Below are 12,798 nucleotides of genomic sequence, written 5' to 3' on the forward strand. Positions count from 1 at the left end.
AATTAGTTGCGCGCGCAACTAATGAATATGAACAGGACCAGGAGGCAGCACATGAGTTCACTGCAGCGAACGTATCAAGAGGATGCGAATATCCAGAAGAAACGCTGGATCATCCTCATTGTTTTGAATTTATTTACGTTTATGTCCACGCTGGACGGAAGCATCGTCAATATCGCCCTGCCGGTGCTGTCCAAACAGATGGGACTGCCGATCGCCCAGATCGAGTGGGTAACAACGGGGTACCTGATGGCGATCTGCGCGGTCATTCTTTTCTTCGGAAAACTGGGCGATATTGCAGGCAAGATTCGTATTTTCAAGATCGGCACGATCATCTTCATTATCGGCTCGCTGTTGTGCGGGTTCAGCACCACGCTGCCGTTCCTGATCGTCTCCCGGGTCATTCAGGCGCTTGGTGCCTCCATGACCATGGCGAACAGCCAGGGGATTCTGACCGATATTTTTCCGGCGAACGAGCGGGGGAGAGCGCTGGGGCTGATCGGCACGTTCGTCTCCCTCGGAAGCATTGCCGGGCCTTCGCTGGGCGGCATTATCATCTCATCGCTTGGATGGGAGTACATTTTCTGGGTCAACGTACCGATCGGTTTGATTGCGATCATCATGGGGTGGAAGGTGCTTCCGGCCGATTTGATCCGGGTTAAGGCCAAGATCGACATGCCGGGAAGCTCGCTGTTCGCCGTATTCATCATCACTTTGTTTGCAGGACTGCTGCTCGGCCAGCAGACCGGATACGGCAACGTCTGGATTCTGCTGTCCCTTGCCGTCGCGCTGGTGGCGCTGGTCGTCTTCCTTCGCACCGAAGCGGTTCGCAAGGACGCGCTATTGGATCTGTCGCTCTTTAAAAATCCGCTTTTCTCCATCAGCATTCTGTGCGGCTTTCTCGTCTTCACGGCCAATTTCTGCTTTAACATCATCGCGCCGTTCTATGCCCAGAACATGCTGAATTTGTCGCCGTTTGCCGCCGGATTTCTGCTGATGCTCTTCCCGATCTGCATGGTCATCGTGGCGCCGATCAGCGGCGCGTTGTCGGACAAAATCGGCTCGGAGCTCCTCACCTTTGCCGGTTTGGTCGTGATGGTAATCGCCCAATTCGGCTTGGCCTGGCTTCATGAAGGAAGCAGCCTCGTGCTCGTCGGACTGTGGATCGCCATGCTCGGCATCGGCAGCGGCCTGTTCCAGTCGCCGAACAACTCGCTCGTCATGTCTCAAGTTCCTCGCACGCAGCTCGGCTCGGCCGGGAGCGTCAATTCCTTGGTGCGGAACGTGGGCATGGTCGTCGGCATTACCGTCGCGACGACCATTCTGTTCCACGTCATGAGCCTGCGCGCCGGCCAGCGGGTGACCGGGCTGGTGCCGGGACATCCGGACATTTTCTTAAGCGGAATGCACGCGGTGTTCAGCACGTCGGCCTGCATCTGCCTGGCGGCTGCCGTCCTGACGGGTTGGCGAATGTACCGGGCGAAGGCCGAGAAGCGCCGCGAGGTTAAGGCTTGATTTTTTAGGTGAATAAGCCAATCCAATGCAGAAAACAACCGCTCCCGCAAAGGGGACGGTTGTTTTTTTGAAATTTAACATCCATTACCGGCAATAACCTTCCTGCTCAAATTCCACTTTAACGCGCATGGATGCCTGTCAGCTCACCGGATGTCTTTTTAACTTGGGCATGTTTCTTAAGCCGGACCCAGATCACCGCCGCGCAGGCCGCCCATACCGCAATGGTAATGACCCCGCTTTCCCCGGCCACGTAAGACCAGCCTGAAGCTTTATCGAAGAACAGCTGCTCCAGCCAGTTCCGCGACAAATTGATGATCATATGAATGAGAACGACCGGCCAGATACTGCGGCTCCGCCAGCGGACCCAGCCCATAAACACGGATAGCGGGAAGATCATGACGGTGAACAGCACCAGGTCGATCCACACATTACCATCCGCATTGTATTGATTGATATAAAAAGGATAATGGAAGCAGGCCCACACAGCGGCGGTAATCATAATGGATTTCCGAATGCCGCAGGCTTCCGTCAACTTGGGCTGCAGATAGCCGCGCCAGCCGATTTCCTCCCCGAAGGAAAAGATCAGCATGCTGATCAGCATGATAGGAGACCAGGAGCTTTTCGTGATATACCAGGCATATTCAGAAACGGTAAAATGGGCTGTGCCTTGACTCAGGAATTCGGCCGACGGCAGATGGACGATCCCGAAAGCCCACGCGGCAACAAATCCGACCCCAATGGGGACGATGGACAAAATGGCGGCAAAGTACCAGCGGAGCCCGCCGACCGTGCCAAGCCCCGATGACCGTAAAGCATCCCTTCTTCCGGGCAGAATGATCAGCATCAGAATCACGGTGATGATTGGAGCGAGTTGGCTGAGCGCAACGAGATTCATATTTCCGGATAGATTGGCCAGCAGGGTAAGCAGCAGCACAGTCATACTGAATGCCGCCGCGGAACGAACAGGTGTCATTTCCATGAATAACTTCCTCTCTTATTGGATGTTACTGGTTATGGTAAGGGGCAATTATCAAGAATTTATAAAGCTTGGTACACAAAATTTTGCGGCCATTTCGAAAAGTTTCGAATACGACATGCGGAGGGAAGACCGGGGTATGCTACAATGAGACTATACGATATTCGATAGGCTCCAAACTACGGATCGACGATCCTGGCATAGGGAGAGGTGACTCGGGTGAATCGGGAAGATAAGAACAAAGAAGCCGAAGATCATGGCGAAAAGGACGAAGCGGAAGAACGCTACCAGAACATGTCCACGCGGTACGGGCTGGTGGAATCGGCCATTGACGATTTTGCGAAGAGGGGCGGGTTTGATGATCTGCCCGGCAAAGGCAAGCCGCATAAAATCGACGACGAAGATGTGTTCAGCAGCATTTTGAAGAAGAACAATTATCAGCCTCCTTGGGCCGAGCTGCGGAAGGAAATCGCCGCGGATTTGAAGCGTCTGGCCGAAAATCCCCGTTCGGAACACGAGCTTCGTGCCGAACTCGATACGGTCAACGACAAAATCAGAACGTATAACCGGATCGTGCCGCACCCGATGCTGCAGAAGGGGCTGGTGTCCAGAGCGAATTTGGAGAATGCCTACCCCAAATGGGTTTAATGCTATAAAACTTTCATCCATATAGCATGAACTAAAGAAATTGAAGGTTATAGGCCGTATCGGGCCGTTATAACAGGAAGTTCAAATGCAAAACTTTAGTTCAATCTATCCACTTTACGATTAAGGAGATTTATCATTGCAGACACAGGCGGAAATGAACGAGTTGAAGACGGCCAAGCCGGCCGGCCGCAACTATATGCTGCAGCTGGCGACCGTTTTTATCGGGTTCATCATTTTTGGATTTTCGGAAAATATCAAGGGTCCGGCGATTCCCCGCATTCAGGCGGATTTCGGACTCGACGAGCAGCAGCTTGGAACCCTGCTCTCGCTAAATTCGCTCGGGTATTTGCTGGCCTGCTCCTTTACTGGATATATCACCCGCAAGATCGGGATCAAATGGGTCAGCATGATCTCGTTCGGATCGATGGTTCTATCGGGCGTCTTCATCCTATTATCGCGAACGTACCCGCTGTTTTCGGCGTCCTATTTTTTCATGTACATCGGCAACGGCATGCTGGAAATCGGCTTGGCGATTCTGGGAGCGCGGATTTTCGTGCGCAATACCGGGACGATGATGAACCTGTCGCACTTTTTCTACGGGCTCAGTTCGATCGTGGCGCCGATGATTGCTTCGGGCTTAATGTCCGTTTCGATCATGGGCGTGACGCTCGGCTGGCGTGAGATGTATATGGTGATGCTCGCGCTGGCGGTAATCCCGATGATTCCGGCGCTGCTCGGCCGATTTCCGGGCGATGACACCGTCCAGGAGGAGCGGATATCGCTGCGAATGCTGTCCAAGGACCGTGCTTTGTGGATGATCGTACTGCTGCTGACCTTTGGCGTCGTTTCGGAAATGGCCGTGGGCAGTTGGCTGGTGAATTTTCTGGAGAAAAGCTATCAGTGGGATCAGACCGCAGCTTCGGGCATGCTCTCGATCTTCTTCCTGTGCTTCTCGCTCGCACGGCTTTTCCTAGGCCCGGTAACGGACCGGATCGGTTTTATTCTGTCGCTGATGATCCTTTCCGGCTTCTCGGGACTGTGCACGTTCGCCGCCATTTTCAGCGGTGAAGGAGGCGCGTTCCTGTTTGCGGCCGCGGGCATCGGTATTGCTCCGATTTATCCGACCGTCATGGCGGTCATTGCCAAGCGTTATGTGAAAGGAAGCGATACGGCCATCACCTTCACCGTCACCCTGATGGGGGTCGGCAGCGTGATCGGCAATTATCTGATCGGCGCCATCACGAGCGGCGTGAAGCATATCTTTGGTGCAGGCTCCCACGAAGGCTTGGTCCGGGGACTGCAGGCCGGATATTCGTTTATCGGCTTGTGCGCCTTGGTCTGCTCGGCGATGAGTTTTGTGCTGTACCGGTATTTGAAAAAAAGAAACGAACTGCTGTAGGGAAGCGTGGGGGGTTCCCCACGCTTTTTCCTAACGCTCTCTCAGGAGACGATGAACAAACATGAGTGTGAACCAAACCTTAAACGATATACAGTGGCAGCAACTGATCCGCAGCGTTGCGGAATATTATAACGACCTGACGATCAAACGCGGATTTCAATATTATAAACAGGGCCGGGTAGCGGAGTTTTCAGTCGGCGGCGATGGAGAAATCGAGGCCGTGGTGAAGGGCGGGGAGGCTTACCGTGTTCGTTTGAGCCCCGAGTCCCCTCAGGACGGCCGCTGCAGCTGCCCGGTCGGGGAACGATGCAAGCATTCGATTGCCGCCCTGCTTGAGTATGTGAGCCGGCAAGGACGGTCCGTGCATGCGATTGTCAATGCGCACACGACGGTCAGACTGCAGCACCACCTGCCGGAGCCGGAAGACGAAGAAGACCTCGTCCCCGCGCGGCGTGGAAATGCGGTGGATGCTTTAAGAGAGAAAGCGGGCCATCTGGCGGAGATGAGCCTCTCTGAATGGCACGCCTTCTTTAAGCTGTGCGTCACTCCGCTGGAATTTACGAGCCAGAATTCGCACTATGCCCGGAACGCCATTCATGCGATCAACGCCGTCAAGCCGGACCTGTCTCCGGCCATGGAGCAGCTGTATCAGCTCCATGCGAGGCTGTATATGCTGATTAAGCTGATCAAACCGATTGCGCCGGGCGGAAGATCTCCGGCATTTTTGGGGTATCATGTGCAGGTGGCCGCAGATGAATTGCGGGCTGGCATGCTGCAGCTGCTGGGTGAAGGGATCAATCTGTCCGCCGAGCCGGATCAGTGGCCGCGCGTGACCAAGACGCTGAACTACCTGCGCCGGCAGATGCTGACGGAAACGGGGCAGCAAGGCTATCTGTTCGATATTTATGACCGGTTCTGGCTGAAATGGATTCATCCGAACGTAAAAGACACTCTTCAGCATGAGGAAGAGATGCGTAAGCTGCAGAGCGCCGAAGAGGAGCTGGGGGAGACGCTCTCCCGCCTGCCGTGGATGCTCGCCCAGGCGAAGATCGCTTTCCTGATGGGGGAAGACCGGCAGGCCTGGTCCTGGCTGCAGGCGGCGGACAAAGCGTCCATCATTCCGCATGGATTTTTAACATCCTTTTTGGACGAGCTGTCCGCATCGGAGGACTGGGCCCGCCTGCAGGAATGGCTGGTGCGGCTTGCTCCCTTGTTCAGCAATCACCGGAAGGAGCCGCTGCACGATTATGCCGCCTATTGGAATACCTTTGTCCAGCATGTTCCCGAAGCGGAGGAGACGATGTGGCATACGCTCGCCGGTATGCTGCCATATTCGAAGGAAGTCTATGAAGATAACCTGCTGGCCCATGAAAAATGGCGCTTATGGATGGACGTGCAGCTCAGTTCCGGCAAAGACCCGCTGGAGTTTCGGGTCAGCGTGCTTGCGCCGATCGAGAAGCAGGCGCCGGAGCTGCTGCTGCCCTTCTATCATCAGGGCGTGGAGCGGCATGTGCTCCTGAAGAACCGTTCCGGTTACAAAGCAGCGGTCAAGCTGCTCAAGCGTCTGGCCAAGCTGTACAAAAAATTGAAGCGGGAGGAGCGCTGGGAAGAATTCATCATCGTGTTTTCCAGCCGCCACAGCCGGCTGCGCGCGCTTCAGGAAGAGCTTCGGAAAGGAAAGTTGATCCCATGATTCCGTATACCGACACCATCACGATCCATACCCGGCTTAGCGGGTACGGCGACGCGCTCATCTACGGATCGACGCCAACGCGCCGGTCCGTGCCCGGCATCGACCTGAAGCACAGGCTGTTCGCCTGGCATGAAGACACCTTGTACGGCACGCAGCTCGACGTACAGCAGGTGCAGGAGATCGAGCTGGTCATCCTGCCGGCCGAGTACGTCATTCCTTTCTTTGGCAGACTGAACCTGCTTGCCCATATCCAGTGGGCAGGGGACGAAGGGACGGAGACGCTGATCCGGCTCGCTCCCGCGCTGATGTCCTGCGTTCGTGAGAAGCGGTATTCCCCGAGCTTGTCCGCATTTCAGTCCGGCAAGCTTCTGTGGAACTGGGATGAAGCCCGGCTGGATGCCGATGCGCGGGAGGAGATCAGGGACCTGGGGCCGGAGTTTGCCGAGGGGCTGCGCGCCGCGTTCTCTTCGATGGTATTCAGCGAGTGCTACGGTACGGAAGCGACGGCTTCCGACTTGCGCCGCGAGTACCCGATGCTCTTCGCCAGAGAGGGGGCCGTGGCCGGCTTGACCGAGCAGGCGTGGCTCATCTCGATCGGTTGGAAAGCGGACACGGCGCCGTTCCGGCCCGTGCTGCAGCTGCTGGAGCCGGACGAAGCCGAGCCCGTCTGGCGCCTTCAGCTTGTGCTGCAGGACAAGCTGGACCCGTCGGTGCTGGTGCCTGTCCGCCTGGATGCGGACGGACAGGCTTACGGCGTGTGGCCGGACGTCTGGACGGCCCACATCCAAGAGCGCTCCGCCGGGTGGGCGGAGCATTTGCGCGCCAGCCTGCCGGCAAGCGTGCGGGCTGCGGAGCGCAGCGACGTGCTGGGCCAGCCGCTGTCCGACGCGGCGGCGTGGCAGTTTTTGACGGCGGACAGCCGCCGTCTGCTTGATGCGGGCTGGCAGGTGCTGCTGCCCGCGTGGTGGGAGGGCGCCAGCCGGCGGAAGCCGAAGCTGCGGGCCAAGGTCAAGGCCGGCGAGGGCGAGGAGGCCGCCGCCAAAGGGCAGGGCAGCTCGCTGTTCGGCCTGGACTCGATCATTCAGTTTGACTGGCGGGTGTCGATCGGCGACCTCCAGATCACGGAGGACGAATTCAAAGAGCTGGTCGCCCGCAACGAGCGGCTGGTCCGCTTCCGCGGCGAATGGATTACGCTTGATCCCGTTCTAATCAAGCAAATCGGCCAGATGATGGAAGGGGTCGACAGCTCGCAGGGCTTGTCCCTTCAGGACGTTCTGCATCTGCACCTTCAGCGGAAGGACGAGGATGCCGGCGCCCGGAAGCGGGAAGACGGTGAGGAAGAAGAGGCGGAAGAAGCCCCGGACGAAGAGGCAAGGATCGAACTCGAAGTGGAGCTGAACGAGCATCTTCTGACGCTGATGAACCAGCTCAGCCAGAAGTCGGCCTGGCCGAAACTGGACGTTCCGTCCGGGCTTCAGGCCGAGCTGCGTTCTTATCAGTACGACGGTTTTTCCTGGCTGGCGTTTCTGCGCCGGTTTGGGCTGGGCGCCTGCCTGGCCGACGATATGGGCCTTGGGAAAACGATACAATTTATCACGTATTTGCTGCATCTGAAAGAGAGGGCGGACGCCAATGGGGAGCGGCACCTGCCTTCGCTGCTGATCTGCCCGACCTCGGTATTGGGCAACTGGCAGAAGGAGATCAGCCGCTTCGCGCCTTCGCTCAAGGTGCTGCTGCATTACGGCAGCCGCCGGTCGGGCGAGGAGGCGCTGCGCGAAGAACTACGCGAGGCCGATGTGGTCCTGACTTCGTACGCGACCGCGACGCTGGACCAGGAGCTGCTGAAGGAATTCACCTGGGAGTCGCTCTGTCTGGACGAGGCCCAGAACATCAAGAACGCCCAGACGAAGCAGTCGGCCGCCGTCCGCAGCTTTCCAGCCAGACACCGGATCGCGCTGACCGGAACGCCGATCGAAAACCGGCTTTCCGAGCTGTGGTCGCTGTACGATTTTATGAATCCGGGATTTTTGGGCAGCCTTCGCAGCTTCCAGGTCCGTTTCATCCAGCCGATCGAGCGGGATCAGGACGAACAGCGGACGGAGCAGCTGCAGAAGCTGGTGAAGCCGTTTATGCTGCGGCGGAAGAAGAAGGATCCGCACATCCAGCTTGAGCTGCCGGAGAAGAACGAGATGAAGACTTACATCCACCTGACCGCCGAGCAGAGCGCCATCTACGATCAGACGGTCAACGACCTGATGAACCGGGTGCAGAAGCTGGAGGGGATTCAGCGCAAAGGGGCTATCCTGTCAGCCCTGACCCAGCTGAAGCAGATCTGCGACCATCCGGTGCTCCTGACCGGGGAATCGGTCGAGAACTTCGTGGATCCGGGCGATATTCCAGCTGCTTCGGGCATGGCAGGTGAACCGGGAGGTGCGGGCGATGCGGTTGACTCAGGTATCCTGAGTCATTCGACCGCTTCAGGAGTTTCGGGTGATCTGGAGACTGCTGGAAAGCATGAAGCTGAGAGCAATGAAGCTGCTATAAGTGATGCAGGGGCTCCGGCGGATGAACATGACTCAGCAGCGGACACTGCAGGCGGTACGCTCGACACGGAACGGCTCATCAGCCGCTCGGCCAAGCTGGAGCGACTGTTGGCCATGGTCAAGGAACTGCGGGAAGAGGGCGACCGCTGCCTGATTTTTACGCAGTATATCGGCATGGGCCAGATGCTCCAGCGGGTTCTGGGGCAGGAGCTGCAGGAGAAGGTGCTGTATCTAAACGGAAGCACGTCCAAAACCGCACGGGACCGGATGATCGATCAGTTCCAGTCCCAGTCGCTGCCGGCAGCCGAGCAGCCGAACGTGTTTATCCTGTCGATCAAAGCCGGAGGCGTCGGTCTGAACCTGACCGCGGCCAACCACGTCTTCCACTTCGACCGTTGGTGGAACCCGGCCGTGGAGAACCAGGCGACGGACCGCGCCTACCGGATGGGCCAGACCAAGGACGTGCAGGTGCACAAGTTCATCTCGCTCGGCACGCTCGAAGAGCGGATCGACGAGATGCTGGAGAGCAAGCAGCAGCTCAGCGATAATGTCATTTCCAGCACGGAAAGCTGGATTACCGAGCTGTCGACCGATGCGCTGAAGGATCTGTTTACGCTGCGGCGTGACTGGTAAGGATCAGGAGCCAGGCTTGGGGACGTATCCATTGGCTCGTGAATAATAGTGAAAAAACAGCTGCAGGTTTTTGCAGCTGTTTTTGCTACGCAGCAGGACATACCCCTCCATTTCACTCCCCAAAGGATCATGCGAACAAGTGCCATCTCTCATCATCCATTTGAGCCCCCAATCTGCTTGCTCTGATCTGCCTGCACGCTTGGGCGCCGCTTCAGGTTCACGCCCATCACGCCGCCGATAATCAGGACGGCGCCCACCCAGTGGTACCAATCGAGACGCTCGTTCAGCAGCAGCACGCCGCCGGCGATCGTCACGACGGTGGAGAGGCTGCCGAAGACACTGACGCGGGAAGCCTCCATGCGGGACAGGGCATAGTTGGTCAGAAGCGAGGTGATCAGGGAGGACAGAACGCCAAGATACAGCATGGCCATCAGAAATTTGGGCTCCTGAAGCGGAACGAAGTACTGGCTGAGCGTCCCCGCGGATATATGCTTGATCACCGATACGGCGTTGAAAAACAAAAATCCGAAGAAGGTAATGATGTAGGTCATTTCCTTCGGACTCCAGGTTTTGGTCATCCTCCGGGCGCCTGCGTTATATCCCGCCATGGACAGGGCAGACAGGAGAATCAGCAGGATACCGCCAAGGCTGGCGGACGAGATGCTCACTCCAGGCACGGCGAAAATGAGGACCACACCCGCTACCGACACCAGGGTGAACATTTTTTGGGCGAGTGTCGTGTGCTCCTTCAGGAAGATTGCGGCGAGAATCATCGTAAACACCGGCACGACCGCCTGAACGATCCCGGCCACTGAAGACGGCGCATACAGCAGTCCGAACGCCTGTAAGGCAAAGAACAGCGAAGGGTAGAGAAGTGCCAGCGGAAGCAGCTTAGCTGCCCGGGGCATGGCGGCTTTCAGCCGGGCCCGTCCGGGAAAGGCGAACAGCGATGCCGCCAGAAAGGACAGCGTAAACCGGTGGGCGAGCGTGTCCAGCGGATCCGATACGCTGAGTGCGATTTTTACGAAAATAAAAGATAATCCGATGATCAAGGCGTTAATGAGTGCGGCTGCGACCGCTTTTTGATTCGAAGAAGCATCCATCATGTCAGACCTCCAAAATAACTGCGCGCGCTTAAAGGACCGGTCCTGTTGATGGTTTCATTTTACGGGGAGCACGGCTGTGCTACAATAACATTAATCATGATCTGTACCGGTACAGAATGGCGGGAGAGGGGGTGCGAATATGTATAAATACTCCGAGTTAATCAACGATTTGGAACTGCAAATCGCTAGTGACGGTTATAAGGAGGGGGACAAGCTGCCATCCATCCGGGAGCTGTCGGAGCGCTATGCTTGCAGCAAAAGCACGGTGATCCGCGCGCTGGAGGAGCTGCAGGACAAGCATCTGATTTATGCCGCACCCAAAAGCGGATATTACGTGATGAAGCGGTCCGGCAAGAAGCAGAATACGGGCAATCCGTGGATCGATTTTACGGCAGCCGCCCCGGATCCGGATATTTTTCCGTATCTGGATTTTCAGCACTGCATCAATAAAGCGATCGATATGTACCGCAATGACTTGTTCATTTACGGTACGCCTCAGGGGCTGCCGTCCTTGATTCGCGAAATGCAGCGCCAACTGGCCTCTTACCAGGTGTTTGCGGATCAGCGCAGCATCTTCATTACGTCCGGGGTGCAGCAGTCGCTGGGGCTGCTGACGCGTATTCCGTTTCCGAACGCCAGGCACCGGGTATTGGTGGAACAGCCGTGTTATCCGCTGCTAATGGAGTACCTGAAAACGTACGGTATTGAAGCAGAGGGAATCCGGCGGTCGGGTGACGGGATCGATTTGGATGAGCTGGAGCGGATTTTTAAGACTAGGGAGATCAAGTGGTTCTATACGGTGCCACGCTTTCACAATCCGTTAGGGGGATCCTACAACCGGTCGCAGAAAAAGGCCATTGCCCGTCTTGCGGCACAGTACGACGTCTACATTATCGAGGACGACTACATGGCTGATTTGGAGCAGGATGCCAAAGAGGATCCGATCTATGCGTATGACGACTCCAAGCATGTGGTCTATTTAAAGAGTTATTCCAAAATCATCTTTCCGGGCCTGCGAATCGGCGTGGCCGTGCTCCCTGAGGTGCTGCGGAACGATTTCAACCAATTTAAAAAGCTGGCGGACATTGACAGCTCGATGCTTTCCCAAGCAGCCCTGGAGCTGTACCTCAAGAGCGGCATGTTCGAGCGACACCGCAAAAAGATGCGCAGCTGCTATGGGCGTAGATCCGCCCTGCTGCATGAAACGATCCTGATGCACGCGGCGGAGGCGCATTCACCCCGTTTTATATACGAGCCAGCCCGGCAGCTGGGTGTCCACACTTATCTGAAGTTGGAGGATGCTGCTCGTGCCCGTCAGGTGATTCAGCGGCTGCAGAAAAAGTTCATTCGGGTTGAGACGGCAGACACCGGTTACCTCGATTCGTTCGTGAAAGAGCCGCTGCTCAAGCTGAATGTGTCCAGCGTCAAGGAACCGGATATCCGTACCGGCATCGAGCAGGTGATACGGGAGATCGGGTAGGACCGACCATATTGAAGCCATTTTGAAGGGAGGAGACCGATGTTTTTACGAAGCTTGACGATTCTGCGCAATGAACATACCAAGGGGAATGAGTACCCCTTTTCCATACCGGCGCTAAGGAATTTGGAGTCGCTGTCGTTTCGGGGGAACGTAACCTTTTTTGTCGGGGAAAACGGGTCGGGCAAATCCACCCTGCTGGAGGGGATCGCTGACCGGTGCGGATTCAACACGGCAGGCGGAAGCAGAAACAACGCGTATGAGGTGGATGCTTCCCAATCGGCGCTTGGCGACCATATCCGGCTGTCTTGGATGCCCAAAGTGACGAACGGTTTTTTCCTGCGAGCGGAGACGTTTTACCATTTTGCCAGCCATTTGGACACCATGCCCGCAAGCTTACGTTATTACGGGGGGCGGTCGCTGCATGAGCAGTCGCATGGGGAGGCTTTTTTGTCGCTGTTTAAGCACCGGTTCGGTAAAAAGGCTATCTACCTGCTGGACGAGCCCGAGGCGGCTTTATCCCCGGCGCGGCAGCTGGCGCTGCTAAAGGTGATCAAGGATTTGGAGAAAGAGGCCCAGTTTATCATCGCGACACATTCGCCGATCCTGCTCGGATATCCCGATGCGGATATTATCGATTTTGACGTCCATCCTCCCCAAGAGATTCAATATGAAGATACGATGCACTATATCATCACCCGCCGTTTTCTTGAAAACCGCAAGCGCGTGCTGAACGAGCTGTTTGAGGAGGAGGACGGGCACTGAAGAGGAGGATCCCATGTTAAAAGCCCATTTCGAGGAAATGGGCTTT

Annotated in this window: 9 protein-coding genes; 7 read left to right on the forward strand and 2 right to left on the reverse strand. The window is 56.5% G+C overall.

The features are described 5' to 3' along the window. The first annotated feature begins 51 nt into the window (after window positions 1-51). A complete protein-coding gene (locus tag CJP46_RS33205; RefSeq protein ID WP_094599901.1) occupies window positions 52-1,512 on the forward strand; it encodes an MFS transporter in 1,461 nt (486 codons plus the stop codon). Between the two features lie 118 nt (window positions 1,513-1,630). On the opposite strand, the gene CJP46_RS33210 is transcribed toward CJP46_RS33205, so the two are convergent. After that, a complete protein-coding gene (locus tag CJP46_RS33210) occupies window positions 1,631-2,491 on the reverse strand; it encodes a CPBP family intramembrane glutamic endopeptidase (RefSeq protein WP_094599902.1) in 861 nt (286 codons plus the stop codon). 216 nt (window positions 2,492-2,707) lie between these two features. Here CJP46_RS33210 and CJP46_RS33215 point away from each other — a divergent pair, with 216 nt between their 5' ends. The 4 genes from CJP46_RS33215 to CJP46_RS33230 all read left to right on the forward strand — a co-directional run bounded on the left by CJP46_RS33215 (window position 2,708) and on the right by CJP46_RS33230 (window position 9,404). Further along, a complete protein-coding gene (locus tag CJP46_RS33215; RefSeq protein ID WP_256992648.1) occupies window positions 2,708-3,136 on the forward strand; it encodes a DnaJ family domain-containing protein in 429 nt (142 codons plus the stop codon). Window positions 3,137-3,290: 154 nt separating this feature from the next. Continuing rightward, window positions 3,291-4,535 (forward strand): MFS transporter, encoded by a 1,245-nt coding sequence (locus tag CJP46_RS33220; RefSeq protein ID WP_094599983.1) that lies wholly within the window; start codon window positions 3,291-3,293, stop codon window positions 4,533-4,535. 61 nt (window positions 4,536-4,596) lie between these two features. Continuing rightward, on the forward strand, window positions 4,597-6,228 hold the full coding sequence (locus tag CJP46_RS33225) for an SWIM zinc finger family protein (protein WP_094599903.1): 1,632 nt from the start codon (window positions 4,597-4,599) through the stop codon (window positions 6,226-6,228). Continuing rightward, on the forward strand, window positions 6,225-9,404 hold the full coding sequence (locus CJP46_RS33230; protein ID WP_256992649.1) for a DEAD/DEAH box helicase: 3,180 nt from the start codon (window positions 6,225-6,227) through the stop codon (window positions 9,402-9,404). The genes CJP46_RS33225 and CJP46_RS33230 overlap by 4 nt, the downstream gene beginning before the upstream one ends. A gap of 152 nt (window positions 9,405-9,556) precedes the next feature. Here the strand turns inward: CJP46_RS33230 and CJP46_RS33240 are convergent, their stop codons facing one another. Next, a complete protein-coding gene (locus tag CJP46_RS33240) occupies window positions 9,557-10,510 on the reverse strand; it encodes a DMT family transporter (RefSeq protein WP_094599904.1) in 954 nt (317 codons plus the stop codon). Window positions 10,511-10,649: 139 nt separating this feature from the next. Between CJP46_RS33240 and CJP46_RS33245 the strand changes: the two genes are divergently transcribed. Together CJP46_RS33245 and CJP46_RS33250 are read left to right on the forward strand one after the other, a co-directional pair. Next, window positions 10,650-11,990 (forward strand): aminotransferase-like domain-containing protein, encoded by a 1,341-nt coding sequence (locus CJP46_RS33245; RefSeq protein ID WP_094599905.1) that lies wholly within the window; start codon window positions 10,650-10,652, stop codon window positions 11,988-11,990. A 39-nt stretch (window positions 11,991-12,029) separates the two neighbouring features. Further along, entirely contained in the window at window positions 12,030-12,752 is a 723-nt protein-coding gene (locus tag CJP46_RS33250) for an AAA family ATPase (protein WP_094599906.1), read from the forward strand. Window positions 12,753-12,798: the final 46 nt, after the last annotated feature.

It is taken from the genome of Paenibacillus sp. XY044 (assembly GCF_002257645.1).
Classification (GTDB): Bacteria; Bacillota; Bacilli; order Paenibacillales; family Paenibacillaceae; genus Paenibacillus_AQ.

Bases quoted from the DNA above. Each gene is read 5' to 3' on its own strand.
- CJP46_RS33205 (WP_094599901.1), top strand. From the start codon at position 52: ATGAGTTCACTGCAGCGAACGTATCAAGAGGATGCGAATATCCAGAAG.
- CJP46_RS33210 (WP_094599902.1), bottom strand. From the start codon at position 2,491: ATGGAAATGACACCTGTTCGTTCCGCGGCGGCATTCAGTATGACTGTG.
- CJP46_RS33220 (WP_094599983.1), top strand. From the start codon at position 3,291: ATGAACGAGTTGAAGACGGCCAAGCCGGCCGGCCGCAACTATATGCTG.
- CJP46_RS33225 (WP_094599903.1), top strand. From the start codon at position 4,597: ATGAGTGTGAACCAAACCTTAAACGATATACAGTGGCAGCAACTGATC.
- CJP46_RS33230 (WP_256992649.1), top strand. From the start codon at position 6,225: ATGATTCCGTATACCGACACCATCACGATCCATACCCGGCTTAGCGGG.
- CJP46_RS33240 (WP_094599904.1), bottom strand. From the start codon at position 10,510: ATGATGGATGCTTCTTCGAATCAAAAAGCGGTCGCAGCCGCACTCATT.
- CJP46_RS33245 (WP_094599905.1), top strand. From the start codon at position 10,650: ATGTATAAATACTCCGAGTTAATCAACGATTTGGAACTGCAAATCGCT.
- CJP46_RS33250 (WP_094599906.1), top strand. From the start codon at position 12,030: ATGTTTTTACGAAGCTTGACGATTCTGCGCAATGAACATACCAAGGGG.